This window comes from Bacillus cereus group sp. MYBK30-2 (genome assembly GCF_051915945.1).
Classification (GTDB): Bacteria; Bacillota; Bacilli; order Bacillales; family Bacillaceae_G; genus Bacillus_A; species Bacillus_A paramycoides.
The window spans coordinates 1-14,918 of the sequence record NZ_JBQAFR010000018.1; the positions used below are offsets into that span (position 1 = coordinate 1).

A 14,918-nucleotide genomic window follows, 5' to 3' on the forward strand; every position below is an offset into this window, starting at 1 on the left:
CGAACACGGAAGTTAAGCTCTCTAGCGCCGATGGTAGTTGGGACCTTGTCCCTGTGAGAGTAGGACGTCGCCAAGCAAGCTAAAACACGAGTCATTTGACTCGTGTTTTTTTATTTCCCATGAAATAGGCTAGATTCCGTTAATAAAAATGTCGAAATATAGTAAGGGATCTTTTGAGAAGAAATATTGAGAAATTGATAAATGAATGGATAATCCTCGGAGCTGTAGCTTCCAAGTAAGTCATACCACCAATCAGTTTCATACCTAGAAATCATGCTTAAATTATAGAGCAATAAGTAATGAACAAGGAGTTCAGGTAATACTGGCTTAGGATTTCTAGGATCGCTCGTAAGTGGTAAATAATAAGTATCAGTAAGATGCTCGTAGTATAAAGGGGTACTATACATAGGATTCCATGATTGAATGGGCGCTGTAAAAAGCACATTCGACTCATTAGTTTTCCCAGGTACATGTTGTATTGATAAATGCTTACAAGCTGTTTCAATGTAACGAGAAAACCTCTCCTTGGTCATATGTAGTCGATCTAGTATATTAACTGGAAAGGAGAGTTCATTTTTATTTGGCGAATCGATTTTATATAATGTTGTTCCTTTTTGACTATAGCGAAATAAATTTTGTAACTCAGGAATTTTCCCCAGTAGTTCTAGCATGTTAAACTTCTCTGCTTCTAAGTGTTTCATGTGAAACAGTTGTTCTGCGGCATGAGAAAATAATCCATTTTTCTGTATTTTTACCTCATCTTCCAAAAAATGATACCCTTGTTTCTTTCTTTTACGTGCTGTAACTCCATGCGCTAAAACGGTCGTTGATTCTGGATAGTTTGGATCAATAGTTAACAAACAAGCTTTAAAAAGCTGGCTCATTCCATAAAACAACAACATTGGCTGAATGGAGAAGGGGGCTGTCTTATATAATTCATAATAATTTTTTCCGTGTTCTAGGTAATAAATAAAGGGATAACAATTTTCAAAACTTTTTTTTTCAGCATCTTGAATTGAGGATTTTTCGTAACAACGGGCAAGATAACGTTGTACATTTTGAGATGAAAAAAAGAAACTTAAGTGCTGCCAAACGCAAGGTGTATGATGCATATATTACGCTCCTTTTATTGTCTAAAAATTCTAACATATATATACTTTCTTGACAGTATTTTAACCAATTGATAAGCTACTAATAATAATTTCTGGTATCATGGGGGGAACAATTATGTGGGAATCTAAATTTGTTAAAGAAGGTTTGACTTTTGATGATGTATTACTTGTACCAGCAAAGTCAGATATATTACCAAGAGAAGTAAGTGTTAAAACAGTTTTATCTGAAAGCTTACAGCTAAACATCCCGTTAATTAGTGCAGGAATGGATACAGTAACAGAGGCTGACATGGCTATTGCAATGGCTCGCCAAGGCGGTTTAGGAATCATTCATAAGAATATGTCTATTGAGCAACAGGCAGAGCAAGTTGATAAAGTAAAGCGCTCTGAAAGCGGCGTTATTTCAGATCCTTTCTTCTTAACTCCAGAACATCAAGTATTTGATGCAGAACATCTTATGGGAAAATATCGTATCTCAGGTGTGCCAGTTGTAAATAATTTAGATGAGCGAAAATTAGTTGGTATTATTACAAACCGTGATATGCGTTTCATCCAAGACTACTCAATCAAAATTTCTGACGTAATGACAAAAGAAAAGTTAATTACAGCTTCAGTTGGTACTACACTGGAAGAAGCTGAAAAGATCCTACAAAAGTATAAAATTGAAAAGCTCCCTCTTGTTGATAACAACGGTGTATTACAAGGGCTTATTACAATAAAAGATATTGAAAAAGTAATTGAATTCCCAAACTCTGCTAAGGATAAGCAAGGGCGCTTATTAGTTGGAGCAGCAGTTGGTGTAACGGCTGATGCAATGCTTCGCATCGATGCATTAGTAAAAGCGAGTGTAGATGCAATTGTACTTGATACAGCTCATGGACATTCTCAAGGTGTTATTGAAAAAGTAAAAGAAGTTCGTGCGAAATATCCAGCACTAAACATTATCGCTGGAAATGTTGCGACAGCTGAAGCAACGAAAGCGTTAATTGAAGCTGGTGCAAATGTAGTGAAAGTTGGTATTGGACCAGGTTCTATTTGTACAACACGTGTTGTGGCTGGGGTTGGTGTACCACAATTAACAGCAGTATATGATTGTGCAACTGAAGCTCGTAAACACGGTATTCCAGTTATTGCTGATGGCGGTATTAAATACTCTGGTGATATGGTTAAAGCTTTAGCAGCAGGGGCACACGTTGTTATGTTAGGTAGTATGTTTGCCGGTGTAGCTGAAAGCCCTGGAGAAACTGAAATTTACCAAGGTCGTCAATTTAAAGTGTATCGTGGTATGGGTTCTGTTGGAGCGATGGAAAAAGGAAGTAAGGATCGCTACTTCCAAGAAGGAAACAAAAAACTTGTTCCAGAGGGTATTGAAGGACGAGTACCATATAAAGGACCTTTAGCAGATACAGTTCATCAATTAGTTGGTGGGTTACGTGCAGGTATGGGATATTGCGGAGCACAGGATTTAGAATTCTTACGTGAGAATGCGCAATTCGTTCGTATGTCAGGTTCTGGCTTACTTGAAAGCCATCCTCATCACGTACAAATTACAAAAGAGGCTCCAAACTACTCATTATAATGTCTTATATGTAAATAGACGGAGATTTGATATCTCTGTCTATTTTTTTTTGATTATGTTAGAATAACGGTTATGTGAGTACATAGATATTGGGGGTAGCAAAAGTGAAAGGTATGTTTTGCAAAAGATTCATTGCGTTGGTAACAGTGCTTACACTAGCTTGTAGCATGTTTGTACCATATAGCAATGCATCAGCAGAAACAGGAGCCGCTTTAAACATTGAAGCAGGTGCGGCAATTTTAGTAGAAGCGAATTCTGGGAAGATTTTATATCAAAAAAATGCTGACGAATTACTGGCAATTGCTAGTATGACAAAGATGATGAGTGAATACTTAGTGAATGAGGCGGTAGCAAAAGGGAAACTGAAGTGGGACCAAAAGGTTAAAGTTTCTGAATATGCACATAAAATTTCACAAGATCGTTCATTATCAAATGTTCCTCTAGAAAACGGTGGTTCTTATACGGTAAAAGAACTGTATGAAGCAATGGCAATTTATTCTGCTAATGGAGCGACAATTGCTTTAGCTGAAGCAGTAGCAGGAAAAGAAGTTGATTTCGTAAAAATGATGAATGATAAGTCAAAAGAGTTTGGATTGAAAGATTATAAATTCGTAAACTCTACGGGCTTAACGAACAAAGATTTAAAAGGACAACATCCTGAAGGGACAACTCCTGACGAAGAAAATAAAATGTCTGCGAGAGATGTTGCGATTTTAGCACAACATCTTATCCAAGATTTTCCGAAAACATTAGAGACAGCAAAAATCCCAAAAATGACATTCCAAAAGGGCGGTAAGTATCCAATTGATATGGCTAACTGGAATTGGATGTTAAAAGGATTAGTTAAGGAATATGAAGGTGTAGATGGCCTGAAAACAGGATCCACTCCAGAAGCAGGAGATTGTTTTACTGGTACAGCAGAAAGAAATGGTATGCGTTTAATTTCTGTAGTAATTAAAACAAATTCTCATACAGCACGTTTTGATGAAACGAAAAAATTATATGATTACGGATTTACAAACTTTGAAGTGAAGAAGGCTTATGCAAAAGATTCAGCAGTAAAAGGACAAGAAACTGTACGAGTTAAAAATGCGAAAGAAAAAGATGTAGCGGTTCAAACGAAACAAGCTATTTCCCTTCCAATGCCAAAAGGAAGTAAAGACGTTTATAAAACAGAATTTAAAGTAATAAATAAAGAACAAGAAGCACCTATTAAAAAAGGTGTGGCAATTAGTCAAATGATTATATCGCCGAAAGATAGCAATGACCCTGGATTTTTATCAGGGAAATCATTACAAGTAGACCTTGTAACGAAATCTGAAGTAGAAGAAGCGGGCTGGTTCACACGTTCTATGCGCGGAATTGGTTCTTTCTTTAGTGGTATGTGGAATGGTGCTGTTGATACAGTAAAAGGTTGGTTTTAAAAGCTCCTCATTGTAGGAGCTTTTTTTTATTCCTATTTTTCATACCGACTTTATGAAAAAGTAGTAGACAAGCATTAGATAGTTAATGGTAGAATGTAAGAGTATTCTTAATTTTCTCCTTTAACGGGGAAAAGCAATCACCTAGGGGGGTTTTTGTACATGACAAATGTAACAGGGACAGAACGTGTAAAACGTGGAATGGCAGAAATGCAAAAAGGCGGCGTTATTATGGACGTAGTTAACGCTGAACAAGCAAGGATTGCAGAAGAGGCAGGCGCAGTTGCTGTTATGGCATTAGAGCGTGTACCTGCAGATATTCGTGCAGCAGGTGGCGTTGCTCGTATGGCAGACCCAACAATTGTTGAAGAAGTTATGGGTGCTGTGTCAATTCCGGTTATGGCAAAATGTCGTATCGGTCACCTTGTAGAAGCACGTGTATTAGAATCATTAGGGGTAGACTATATCGATGAGAGTGAAGTATTAACTCCTGCTGATGAAGTATACCATTTAAATAAACGTGATTACACAGTTCCATTTGTATGTGGTTGCCGTGATATCGGAGAAGCTGCACGTCGTATTGCAGAAGGTGCATCTATGCTTCGTACAAAAGGTGAACCTGGAACAGGAAACATTGTAGAGGCAGTGCGTCATATGCGCCAAGTCAATGCAGAAATCCGTCAAGTTGCAAGTCTACGTGAAGATGAGTTAATGACATATGCAAAAAATACTGGTGCTCCTTATGAAGTACTACTTGAAATTAAACGCCTTGGCCGTTTACCAGTTGTAAACTTTGCAGCAGGTGGTGTAGCAACACCAGCGGATGCAGCGTTAATGATGCAACTTGGTGCTGATGGTGTATTTGTTGGATCTGGTATCTTCAAATCAGAGAACCCAGAGAAATTTGCACGTGCAATCGTTGAAGCAACGACTCATTATGAAGATTACGAACTAATTGCAAGCCTTTCTAAAGGATTAGGTACTGCAATGAAAGGTGTCGAAATTTCAACGTTATTACCAGAACAACGCATGCAAGAGCGTGGATGGTAATTAAAGGAGATCTTTAAAATGGTGAAAATTGGTGTACTAGGTCTTCAAGGTGCAGTTCGTGAGCATGTAAAATCAGTTGAAGCAAGTGGTGCAGAAGCTGTTGTTGTAAAGCGTATAGAACAACTTGAAGAGATTGATGGTCTTATTTTACCAGGCGGTGAAAGTACAACAATGCGCCGTCTTATCGATAAGTATGCTTTCATGGAACCTCTTCGTACATTTGCGAAGTCTGGTAAACCAATGTTTGGTACATGTGCAGGTATGATTCTTCTTGCGAAAACACTTATTGGCTATGAAGAAGCGCATATTGGCGCTATGGATATTACAGTTGAGCGCAATGCGTTCGGGCGCCAAAAAGATAGTTTTGAAGCCGCACTTTCAATTGAAGGTGTGGGAGAAGATTTTGTTGGTGTATTTATCCGTGCTCCGTATGTTGTAAATGTAGCTGATGATGTTGAAGTACTTTCTACGCATGGCGATCGAATGGTAGCGGTAAGGCAAGGGCCATTTTTAGCTGCTTCTTTCCATCCGGAATTAACGGACGATCATCGTGTAACAGCATACTTTGTAGAAATGGTAAAAGAGGCAAAAATGAAAAAAGTTGTATAAGTAACTTGCAACTTGTATAAGATTATAGTAAATTGATGGTAACAATTTTATAAAATAAGCGTGTTGATAGGAAATAGTAACAAATGGCGTTTCTTATAGAGAGTCGATGGTTGGTGGAAATCGATAGAAACAGTTTGTGAATCCATCCTGGAATGGAATGTGGAATATCTTTATGATTAGTAAGCATTCCCGGTGAAGAGCCGTTATTTCTACTTGAGAGGAAAGCGGTAATGCTTTCAACTAGGGTGGCAACGCGGGTTAACTCCCGTCCCTGTTTATAGGGACGGGAGTTTTTTGTGTTTTATAAAATAAAAGGAGGAGTATATAATGCTTGATATTAAATTTTTACGTACGAATTTTGAAGAAGTAAAAGCAAAATTACAGCATAGAGGCGAAGATTTAACGGATTTTGGTCGCTTTGAAGAACTTGATACGAGAAGAAGAGAGTTACTTGTTCAAACAGAAGAACTAAAAAGTAAACGTAACGAAGTATCTCAGCAAATTTCAGTATTAAAACGCGAAAAGAAAGACGCGGAAGCTCTAATTCTAGAAATGCGTGAAGTTGGGGAAAAAGTAAAAGATCTTGATAATGAGCTTCGTACAGTTGAAGAAGATTTAGAAAGATTAATGTTATCTATTCCAAATATCCCTCATGAATCTGCTCCAGTAGGTGAAACAGAGGATGATAACGTAGTAGCACGTACTTGGGGAGATGTGAAAGAATTTACTTTTGAACCAAAACCACATTGGGATCTTGCTACAGATTTAGGGATTTTAGATTTTGAGCGTGCTGGGAAAGTAACAGGAAGCCGATTTGTATTTTACAAAGGTGCTGGTGCAAGATTAGAACGTGCTTTAATTAGTTTCATGCTTGACCTTCACACTGACGAGCATGGATATGAGGAAGTATTACCTCCTTATATGGTAAATCGTGCAAGTATGACGGGAACAGGGCAACTTCCGAAATTTGAAGAAGATGCATTCCGTATTGAAAGCGAAGATTATTTCTTAATCCCTACAGCTGAAGTACCTGTAACGAATATGCATCGTGATGAGATTTTAAGTAAAGAGCAATTACCGATACGATATGCTGCATTTAGCTCATGTTTCCGTTCTGAAGCGGGTTCAGCTGGTCGCGATACACGCGGTTTAATTCGCCAACATCAATTTAATAAAGTTGAACTTGTAAAGTTCGTGAAACCAGAAGATTCTTACGAAGAGTTAGAAAAATTAACAAATGATGCAGAGCGCGTGTTACAATTATTAGAGTTGCCATATCGCGTTATGAGCATGTGCACAGGAGATTTAGGATTTACAGCAGCGAAGAAATACGATATTGAAGTATGGATTCCGAGCTATGGTACATATCGTGAAATTTCTTCTTGTAGTAATTTTGAGGCTTTCCAAGCGAGACGTGCAAATATCCGTTTCCGTCGTGAGCCAAATGGCAAACCAGAACATGTTCATACATTAAATGGATCTGGTCTTGCGATTGGGCGTACGGTGGCAGCTATTTTAGAGAACTACCAACAAGAAGATGGTACAATTATAATTCCAGAAGTTCTTCGCCCTTATATGGGAGGAAAAACAGTTATTAAATAAATTTAAACATTCATCGGTATGAGTGATTGGTAATTATGAGCGTTGTCAGTAGTGTAATGAAGGAGAGGGAAAGTGAAATTTTCCTTTCCTCATAATTTATCATAGCAGGGTTGACTAACTGTTTTTCTTTTGATATTATATTTGATGTCAATATGGAGGTATACCCAAGTCTGGCTGAAGGGATCGGTCTTGAAAACCGACAGGCGGCGAGAGTCGCGCGGGGGTTCGAATCCCTCTACCTCCTCCAGATATAATTGACAACAGCGCATATAAGTGGAGATTGGAGAACTCGTTACCAACACGTAACGAGTTTTTATTTTAAAACCAATCATAAAGTATGATGTAAGGACATAATGCCCTTATTACACACTCATATTCCGATGATTATCTTCATAGATATGAAAGGAGTCAACATGGATCTTATTATACAAACGTTTCCTTTAGATGGAAAAACTTTATATTATGTACAATGTCCTGTCTGTAAGAACAATAGAATTTTAAACAGTGGTGCAAATGTATCGCGCATTATAAGCGATGATACATTCCGTAAACTTTGTGGTTGCACATGTAATGTAAAACAACCTGCGAAAAAAGTAGAGGCGCCAAAAAAAGCTGAAAAGCCAGCTGTTCAAAAAGAAGTAGCTCCAAAACGTACAGGGAAAGTATTAACAGCAGTAATTAACGGGAAAGAAATGACTGTTAAAGAGATTGCTGAAACGTATGATATTAGTACAAGTACTGTTCGTCAACGTATTAATGCTGGAAAACCAGAGAGTGAAATTATTGCTCCAACGAAAAAGAAAAAGTAATTTAATAGGAAAACCCGTGCGTATGCACGGGTTTTTTATTTTACAAGTTTACGTGTTTGTTTTAAAAAATGCCCAATTTTTTTAATGATTGGTTCAATTGAATCGCCATCTTTTAAAATATCGTACTCGTTAATATTTAAGCGTAAAACAGGGCATGAATTAAAGTTATTAATCCAGTTCTCATAACGTCCGTGCATCTCTTTCCAATACTCAATTGGTGTTTGTTGTTCCATTGGACGCCCTCGTTCTTGAATACGATCGACAATATCATCGAAAGAACCTTCTAAGTAAATTAATAAGTCTGGATGAGGGAAGTAAGGAGTCATGACCATAGCATCAAATAAACCTTTGTATGTTTCATAATCAGTTTCTGTCATTGTACCCTTTTCGTGATGCATTTTTGCGAAAATACCAGTGTCCTCATAGATAGAACGGTCTTGGACAAAACCGCCACCATATTCGAAAATTCTTTTTTGTTCTTTAAATCGCTCTGCTAAAAAGTACACCTGTAAGTGAAAACTCCAGCGTGTGAAATCAGCATAGAACTTGTCCAAATATGGATTGGAATCTACTTTTTCGAAAGATGTACGATAACCTAAAGCGTTAGCTAATGCAGTTGTCATAGTTGATTTGCCAACACCTACTGTTCCAGCAATAGTGATAACTGCGTCATTTGGTATATCATATTTTTGCCTAAAATTCATTATTATTTCGACTCCTTCAAGAGAGTATTTTGAAGAGCGGATAAGATGACATTTAAATCATCAGGATTTCTTACAAAATCCATATCGTCTCCGTTAAACTTCAATACTGGAATATCTGGATGATCCTTTTTGAAAGCATCCATTGCTGTTTCGTAATCTTTTGTAAGCTGTAGTAAGTAATTTGGATCCATATTTTTTTCGAATTCTCTTCCGCGCATTGCAATTCGTTTTTGTAATGTTTCTAGGCTCGCTGTTAAATAAACAATGACATTTGGCACAGGCATATCTTGTGTAAGGATACGATAAATTTGCATGTACTTGTCATATTGAGAATCTTTTAATGTACGGGATGCAAAAATTAAATTTTTAAATATGTGATAATCTGCTACTACTGGCTTCCTTTGATTCAAATACTTTATGTTAATATCCTCTAGTTGTTTGTATCTATTACAAAGAAAGAACATCTCTGTTTGAAAACTCCATTCATCGATGTCTTCATAAAACTTTCCTAAAAAAGGATTTTCATCAACAATCTCTTTTAGTAAGTGGAGTTGCATGTGAGTTGAAATTTCCTTCGCAAGTGAGGTTTTTCCAACACCAATTGGTCCTTCAACCGTGATAAATGGTACTCCGGTCACGCTGTTTCCTCCTTTCAATCAGTGATTTACCGTGACTACTAAAAACACAAAACAGAATTATTGTAGCACAAGAGGGAAGCGAGCGGACTAATTTGATATAAAAAGTTAGAAAATAGATATGTATTAACTAAATTTTAGTTGAGCTGATGGTGCAATATTTGCCTTTAATGTGGCCTCCATTATTTTTAAAGCATGTACATTATCTTGATCATTGTTAGAGGCAATGCAATCCTGTGGTACATAAAGTGTATAATTTCTCATATGAGCATCATTAGCCGTAAAAAGGATACATATATTCCCGGCAATTCCTGTTAAAATGAGGTTTTCGATTTTTAAATAACCTAATAAAGAATTTAAAGGTGTTTCATAAAAAGCGGAGTAATGTGGTTTAATAAAAATATAATCGTCAGTACTTGGAGCAATGGCCTGAATAATATTTTCACTATACTCATTTGTACAATGAGTAATGAGTTGATCAATATCAGATCTCCAAAGTTGATAATGGTCATTAACATAAATTACGGGGTAGTCTAATGACTTCATCGTTTCTTTTAGTTGTAAAATGGGATTCTTTATGGTTTCGCATTTTTGTGCTAGTGTGGGTCCGTGAGAAAATTGAAAATCATTAATCATATCGATGATGAGCAAGGCTGTATTTTTCATATGTAATTCCCTCTCTTTCTTCTTTAGGTTGGATTGAATTTGTAAAAGTTATCCCACCTGTAGGAAATGAAAAGAAGTGTATTTTATTTTGGGTGAAAGGACTATATTATGGAACAAGATATTTATTTTATGCAAATAGCAATAGAAGAAGCTAAGAAGGCAGAGGCGATACAAGAAGTACCGATTGGTGCTGTTATTGTGCTAGACGGTGAAGTGATTAGCGTCGCGCATAACTTAAGAGAAACAGAGCAAAGGTCTATAGCTCACGCTGAACTTTTAGCGATAGATGAAGCTTGTAAAAAATTAGGGACATGGCGCTTAGAAGATGCAACGTTATATGTAACATTAGAGCCTTGTCCAATGTGTGCAGGTGGAATTGTTTTATCTCGCGTAAAACGTGTTGTATATGGTGCAAGCGACCCAAAAGGTGGATGTGCAGGTACATTAATGAATCTTTTAACTGATGAGCGCTTTAATCATCAATGTGAAGTAGTAGCTGGTGTACTAGAAGAAGAATGTGGTACATTGTTAACAAATTTTTTTAGGGAGCTTCGTAAGAAGAGAAAAGAAGCGAAAAAACTAGAGAAAAGTAATGAGAACTAACGCATTTGCATTTTGTAAAAAAACAAGTTATACTGATAATGCCTTATTAAAGGCAACCGAATATTGGTTTTAACTTTGCCGTGCTAAGCGGGGAGGTAGCGGTGCCCTATACTCGCAATCCGCTCTAGCGAGGCCGAATCCCTTCTCGAGGTTATGTTGCTGTAAGGTCTGCCTTAAGTAAGTGGTGTTGACGTTTGGGTCCTGCGCAACGGGACCCCGTGAACCTTGTCAGGTCCGGAAGGAAGCAGCAATAAGCGGGTCTTCTCGTGTGCCGCAGGAGTGCCTGAACCGAGCTAACTGCTTGAGTAACGCTTATGGTACGTAATCGACAGAAGGTGCACGGCAGTTATATATGTATACAAAACTCACCTTTATATTAAGGTGGGTTTTTTGTATGGAAAATAACTTTTGGAATCTATAAACAGAATGGGTTATAATAAATGAGATAATAACCTTTGAGGGAGGCCGTATTTTCGTGTCATACCAAGCATTATACCGAACATGGAGACCGCAAAAGTTCGAAGATGTAGTCGGTCAAAAGCACGTGACAAAAACGTTGCAAAATGCCCTTCTTCAAGAGAAAGCTTCACATGCTTATTTATTTTCTGGTCCGAGGGGAACAGGGAAAACGACAATTGCAAAAGTATTTGCAAAAGCAATTAACTGTGAACATGCTCCGGTAGCTGAACCTTGTAATGAATGTCCTTCTTGTTTAGGAATCACACAAGGGTCTATTTCAGATGTATTAGAAATTGATGCGGCTTCAAATAACGGTGTAGATGAAATTCGAGATATAAGAGATAAAGTAAAATATGCTCCAAGTGCTGTAGGATATAAAGTATACATTATTGATGAAGTTCATATGCTTTCTATGGGTGCCTTTAATGCGCTTTTGAAAACTTTAGAAGAGCCGCCAGGACATGTTATTTTTATTTTGGCGACAACAGAGCCGCATAAGATTCCAGCTACGATTATTTCACGTTGTCAGCGTTTTGAATTTCGAAAGATATCAGTAAATGATATCGTTGAGAGGTTATCGACGGTCGTGACAAGTGAAGGTACGCAAGTAGAAGATGAAGCGCTACAAATCGTCGCACGTGCCGCTGAAGGTGGTATGCGTGATGCACTCAGTCTTATCGATCAAGCAATTTCTTATAGTGATGAGACGGTGACGAGTGAAGACGTTTTAGCTGTAACAGGCTCTGTATCTCAGCGATATTTAGGTAACCTAGTAGAATGTATACGTGAAAATGATGTATCAAGAGCGTTACGTATTATAGATGAGATGATGAGTAAAGGGAAAGATCCAGTTCGCTTTATGGAGGATTTCATTTACTATTATCGTGATATGCTTTTATATCAAACTTCACCACAATTAGAACATATGTTGGAACGGGTAATTGTAGATGATCAATTCCGTACGTTAAGTGAAGAAATGCAGCCGGAAGTAATCTATGAAATTATTCATACCCTTAGTAAGGGACAACAGGAGATGAAGTGGACAAACCATCCACGAATTTTCTTAGAAGTTGTTATGGTGCAACTGTGTCAGCAGTTTATGATGCAAGCAAACGGTACAGATCGTTTACAAGCGATTATGAACAGGATGCAGCAACTGGAGAAAGAGTTAGAACAAGTTAAAAAGAATGGTGTGCCCGCTGGTGTGCAGCCGGAAGTAAGAGAGACGCGTGCAACACCAAAACCAGTACGAACAGGAAGTATGAAAATTCCTGTCGGACGAGTGAATGAAGTGTTAAAGCAAGCGAAGCGTCAAGATTTAGAACAGTTAAAAGCTGTATGGGGTGAGTTGTTAGGGAGGCTCAAGTCTCATAACAAAGTAGCGTTTGCTGTTTTATTAGAAAATAGTGAACCAGTAGCGGCTTCAGATGATACCTATGTGTTAGCGTTTCAATATGAGATTCATTGTAAAATGGCTAGTGAAAATCGAGAAGCGATGGATACATTGGAACAAACTCTTTTTGAATTGCTAAGTAAAAGGTTAAATATGATTGCTATCCCGAAAAGTGAATGGGGTAAAATTCGTGAAGACTTTTTACAACGCGAAGGCGGGGATTCTGAAGAAAACCCAGAACAAAAAGAAGATCCTCTTATAGAAGAGGCTGTAAAATTAGTAGGGCAAGAACTTATTGAAATAAGAGAGTAATAATAATTAGGAGGAATTAATTATGATGCGTGGCGGAATGGGAAATATGAATAATATGATGAAACAAATGCAAAAGATGCAAAAGGACATGGCAAAAGCACAAGAAGAGCTTGGCGACAAAACGGTTGAAGGTACAGCTGGTGGCGGAATGATTACTGTTATTGCAAATGGTCATAAGCAAGTTCTTGAAGTGAAAATTAAAGAAGAAGTTGTAGATCCAGAAGATATCGAAATGTTACAAGACTTAGTATTGGCTGCAACGAATGATGCGCTTAAAAAGGCTGAGGAACTTTCAAATTCTACAATGGGTAAATTTACAAAAGGCTTAAACTTACCAGGTGGAATGTTCTAGGAGGATATTGAAGTATGCATTATCCAGAACCGATATCAAAATTAATCGATAGTTTCATGAAATTGCCAGGAATCGGACCGAAAACAGCGGTTCGACTGGCATTCTTCGTATTAGATATGAAAGAAGATGATGTGTTAGGTTTTGCAAAAGCACTTGTGAATGCGAAGCGAGATTTAGCGTATTGTTCTGTATGCGGGCATATCACTGACCGCGATCCTTGTTATATTTGTGACGATTCGCATAGAGATCAATCGGTTGTTTGTGTAGTACAAGAACCGAAAGATGTAATTGCGATGGAAAAAATGAAAGAATATCAAGGGGTATATCATGTTTTACGTGGTGCGATTTCGCCAATGGAGGGAATTGGACCTGAGGATATAAATATCCCGCAGTTATTGAAGAGACTGCAAGATGAAACAGTACAAGAAGTGATATTAGCAACAAACCCTAATATTGAAGGGGAAGCTACAGCGATGTACATATCCCGCCTCTTAAAGCCAACGGGTATTAAAGTAACTCGTATTGCACATGGTCTGCCAGTTGGTGGAGATTTAGAATATGCAGATGAAGTAACGTTATCGAAAGCTTTAGAAGGCCGTAGAGAGATATAAGAGGAGAAACAAAAATGTTCTTTCAAAAAAAGGGTAAGCTGCGTAAAGAGTATGACGATAAGTTAATTGTATTATTAGAAAAAGTGAAGAATGAATGGTTACGTCAGAAGAGACTAGTTGAACAAAGTGTTGAACCATCTCAAGATGTACTTTGTTCTTTAAAAATAGCAGAGGCGAAATATTTTTTCTTGTTAAAAGAAGCGAAGCGTCGTCCTGTGAAGATGGAACAATGGTAAAAGGTCCTGCTTTTTAAAGCAGGACCTTTTACTTTTTATCGATTTATTTGGAAACAAAGGTCCTGCTTTACCTTGGAAATATAAAGAGGTGAAAGAGAAGGTGGGAATAGAATCAGTTGTATATAGTTGATGGTTAGTACGGAGAAGAACTATTACTAATTAAAAGTAATAAAGATGAAGTGATAGGAGTTATGTTGTAGATGTTCTTTTTTATTGTCTTGTCCCATACAAATAGATATGTATAGGTCATTCATAAGGAGGAAAAAATGAATTCTACAATTATTATTGTTGGTATTCTTGCTTTGGTTTTTATTTTTCTTGTTTTTGGTGTTTCTGCTAAACCAATACGTTTTATAGGAAAAGCACTCTTTCATGTTACTTTAGGTATAGCGTTATTATTTATTGTGAATGTTGCAGGGGCATATTTTGATTTTCATATTCCAATTAATATAGGCACAGCTACAGTATCAAGTTTATTAGGGATGCCAGGTGTTGCTGCATTAGTGATTATTAAGCTATATATAATGCCAAGATAAAATTATTTTGGCATTTTTTAAAAAATCGTTGACTTATCGGTTGTTAATATGATAAATTAATAAGCGTCGTCAACAACGACAGAAAAAAGTTGTTGACAGATTTAACTCGAAATGTTAAATTATAAAAGTCGCTGAAACGCGATGTTGAACTTTGAAAACTAAACGAAACAAACAACGTGAAACGTCAATTTTTATTTTTAGATGCTAGACAAACTAACTTTATTGGAGA

16 protein-coding genes, 1 tRNA gene, 1 rRNA gene, 1 other RNA gene and 1 other annotated feature are annotated in these 14,918 nt (G+C 37.3%); of the genes, 15 read left to right on the forward strand and 4 right to left on the reverse strand.

Features of this window, described 5'->3' with window-relative positions:
* A 5S ribosomal RNA gene (gene rrf, locus ACTFQM_RS27125) occupies positions 1-76 on the forward strand; the annotation flags it as partial.
* A gap of 34 nt (positions 77-110) precedes the next feature.
* On the opposite strand, the gene ACTFQM_RS27130 is transcribed toward rrf, so the two are convergent.
* Positions 111-1,112 (reverse strand): YaaC family protein, encoded by a 1,002-nt coding sequence (locus ACTFQM_RS27130; RefSeq protein ID WP_440037015.1) that lies wholly within the window; start codon positions 1,110-1,112, stop codon positions 111-113.
* 115 nt (positions 1,113-1,227) lie between these two features.
* On the opposite strand from ACTFQM_RS27130, the gene guaB reads away from it, so the two are divergent.
* The 7 genes from guaB to ACTFQM_RS27165 all read left to right on the forward strand — a co-directional run bounded on the left by guaB (position 1,228) and on the right by ACTFQM_RS27165 (position 8,182).
* A complete protein-coding gene (gene guaB / locus ACTFQM_RS27135) occupies positions 1,228-2,691 on the forward strand; it encodes an IMP dehydrogenase (protein WP_440037017.1) in 1,464 nt (487 codons plus the stop codon).
* Positions 2,692-2,795: 104 nt separating this feature from the next.
* The gene (locus tag ACTFQM_RS27140) at positions 2,796-4,115 is read left to right on the forward strand and encodes a serine hydrolase (protein WP_002174525.1); all 1,320 of its coding nucleotides are present in this window, start codon (positions 2,796-2,798) and stop codon (positions 4,113-4,115) included.
* A gap of 159 nt (positions 4,116-4,274) precedes the next feature.
* Positions 4,275-5,162: a pyridoxal 5'-phosphate synthase lyase subunit PdxS gene (pdxS, locus tag ACTFQM_RS27145; RefSeq protein ID WP_000186167.1), complete on the forward strand. Its 888-nt coding sequence runs from the start codon at positions 4,275-4,277 to the stop codon at positions 5,160-5,162.
* Between the two features lie 18 nt (positions 5,163-5,180).
* On the forward strand, positions 5,181-5,771 hold the full coding sequence (pdxT, locus tag ACTFQM_RS27150; protein WP_078420564.1) for a pyridoxal 5'-phosphate synthase glutaminase subunit PdxT: 591 nt from the start codon (positions 5,181-5,183) through the stop codon (positions 5,769-5,771).
* 54 nt (positions 5,772-5,825) lie between these two features.
* Positions 5,826-6,047: a binding site (T-box leader), on the forward strand.
* Positions 6,048-6,098: 51 nt separating this feature from the next.
* Positions 6,099-7,373: a serine--tRNA ligase gene (serS, locus tag ACTFQM_RS27155; RefSeq protein ID WP_002174527.1), complete on the forward strand. Its 1,275-nt coding sequence runs from the start codon at positions 6,099-6,101 to the stop codon at positions 7,371-7,373.
* Between the two features lie 154 nt (positions 7,374-7,527).
* Positions 7,528-7,620 (forward strand) — tRNA-Ser (locus ACTFQM_RS27160).
* Positions 7,621-7,786: 166 nt separating this feature from the next.
* Complete coding sequence (locus ACTFQM_RS27165; RefSeq protein WP_440037020.1) at positions 7,787-8,182, forward strand: DUF3797 domain-containing protein; 396 nt, start codon at positions 7,787-7,789, stop codon at positions 8,180-8,182.
* Positions 8,183-8,217: 35 nt separating this feature from the next.
* Here the strand turns inward: ACTFQM_RS27165 and ACTFQM_RS27170 are convergent, their stop codons facing one another.
* The 3 genes from ACTFQM_RS27170 to ACTFQM_RS27180 all read right to left on the reverse strand — a co-directional run bounded on the left by ACTFQM_RS27170 (position 8,218) and on the right by ACTFQM_RS27180 (position 10,187).
* Positions 8,218-8,886, reverse strand: coding sequence for a deoxynucleoside kinase (locus ACTFQM_RS27170; protein WP_002174529.1), 669 nt, complete (start codon positions 8,884-8,886; stop codon positions 8,218-8,220).
* Between the two features lie 2 nt (positions 8,887-8,888).
* Positions 8,889-9,524: a deoxynucleoside kinase gene (locus tag ACTFQM_RS27175; RefSeq protein WP_048376543.1), complete on the reverse strand. Its 636-nt coding sequence runs from the start codon at positions 9,522-9,524 to the stop codon at positions 8,889-8,891.
* A 123-nt stretch (positions 9,525-9,647) separates the two neighbouring features.
* Complete coding sequence (locus ACTFQM_RS27180; RefSeq protein ID WP_002174531.1) at positions 9,648-10,187, reverse strand: isochorismatase family cysteine hydrolase; 540 nt, start codon at positions 10,185-10,187, stop codon at positions 9,648-9,650.
* Positions 10,188-10,295: 108 nt separating this feature from the next.
* Between ACTFQM_RS27180 and tadA the strand changes: the two genes are divergently transcribed.
* The 7 genes from tadA to ACTFQM_RS27215 all read left to right on the forward strand — a co-directional run bounded on the left by tadA (position 10,296) and on the right by ACTFQM_RS27215 (position 14,689).
* On the forward strand, positions 10,296-10,790 hold the full coding sequence (gene tadA / locus ACTFQM_RS27185; RefSeq protein WP_265623999.1) for a tRNA adenosine(34) deaminase TadA: 495 nt from the start codon (positions 10,296-10,298) through the stop codon (positions 10,788-10,790).
* Between the two features lie 78 nt (positions 10,791-10,868).
* An RNA gene (ffs, locus tag ACTFQM_RS27190) (signal recognition particle sRNA large type) lies at positions 10,869-11,133 on the forward strand.
* Positions 11,134-11,265: 132 nt separating this feature from the next.
* On the forward strand, positions 11,266-12,954 hold the full coding sequence (gene dnaX / locus ACTFQM_RS27195; protein ID WP_440037023.1) for a DNA polymerase III subunit gamma/tau: 1,689 nt from the start codon (positions 11,266-11,268) through the stop codon (positions 12,952-12,954).
* A gap of 25 nt (positions 12,955-12,979) precedes the next feature.
* Entirely contained in the window at positions 12,980-13,306 is a 327-nt protein-coding gene (locus tag ACTFQM_RS27200; RefSeq protein ID WP_176547754.1) for a YbaB/EbfC family nucleoid-associated protein, read from the forward strand.
* A gap of 14 nt (positions 13,307-13,320) precedes the next feature.
* On the forward strand, positions 13,321-13,917 hold the full coding sequence (gene recR / locus ACTFQM_RS27205; RefSeq protein WP_002009629.1) for a recombination protein RecR: 597 nt from the start codon (positions 13,321-13,323) through the stop codon (positions 13,915-13,917).
* Between the two features lie 14 nt (positions 13,918-13,931).
* Complete coding sequence (locus ACTFQM_RS27210) at positions 13,932-14,153, forward strand: YaaL family protein (RefSeq protein ID WP_002009631.1); 222 nt, start codon at positions 13,932-13,934, stop codon at positions 14,151-14,153.
* A 266-nt stretch (positions 14,154-14,419) separates the two neighbouring features.
* Complete coding sequence (locus ACTFQM_RS27215; RefSeq protein WP_002174535.1) at positions 14,420-14,689, forward strand: pro-sigmaK processing inhibitor BofA family protein; 270 nt, start codon at positions 14,420-14,422, stop codon at positions 14,687-14,689.
* Positions 14,690-14,918: the final 229 nt, after the last annotated feature.

Bases quoted from the DNA above. Each gene is read 5' to 3' on its own strand.
- ACTFQM_RS27180 (WP_002174531.1), bottom strand. From the start codon at position 10,187: ATGAAAAATACAGCCTTGCTCATCATCGATATGATTAATGATTTTCAA.
- ACTFQM_RS27215 (WP_002174535.1), top strand. From the start codon at position 14,420: ATGAATTCTACAATTATTATTGTTGGTATTCTTGCTTTGGTTTTTATT.
- ACTFQM_RS27130 (WP_440037015.1), bottom strand. From the start codon at position 1,112: ATGCATCATACACCTTGCGTTTGGCAGCACTTAAGTTTCTTTTTTTCA.
- recR (WP_002009629.1), top strand. From the start codon at position 13,321: ATGCATTATCCAGAACCGATATCAAAATTAATCGATAGTTTCATGAAA.
- ACTFQM_RS27170 (WP_002174529.1), bottom strand. From the start codon at position 8,886: ATGAATTTTAGGCAAAAATATGATATACCAAATGACGCAGTTATCACT.
- ACTFQM_RS27165 (WP_440037020.1), top strand. From the start codon at position 7,787: ATGGATCTTATTATACAAACGTTTCCTTTAGATGGAAAAACTTTATAT.
- serS (WP_002174527.1), top strand. From the start codon at position 6,099: ATGCTTGATATTAAATTTTTACGTACGAATTTTGAAGAAGTAAAAGCA.
- ACTFQM_RS27210 (WP_002009631.1), top strand. From the start codon at position 13,932: ATGTTCTTTCAAAAAAAGGGTAAGCTGCGTAAAGAGTATGACGATAAG.
- tadA (WP_265623999.1), top strand. From the start codon at position 10,296: ATGGAACAAGATATTTATTTTATGCAAATAGCAATAGAAGAAGCTAAG.
- guaB (WP_440037017.1), top strand. From the start codon at position 1,228: ATGTGGGAATCTAAATTTGTTAAAGAAGGTTTGACTTTTGATGATGTA.
- ACTFQM_RS27200 (WP_176547754.1), top strand. From the start codon at position 12,980: ATGCGTGGCGGAATGGGAAATATGAATAATATGATGAAACAAATGCAA.
- pdxS (WP_000186167.1), top strand. From the start codon at position 4,275: ATGACAAATGTAACAGGGACAGAACGTGTAAAACGTGGAATGGCAGAA.
- pdxT (WP_078420564.1), top strand. From the start codon at position 5,181: ATGGTGAAAATTGGTGTACTAGGTCTTCAAGGTGCAGTTCGTGAGCAT.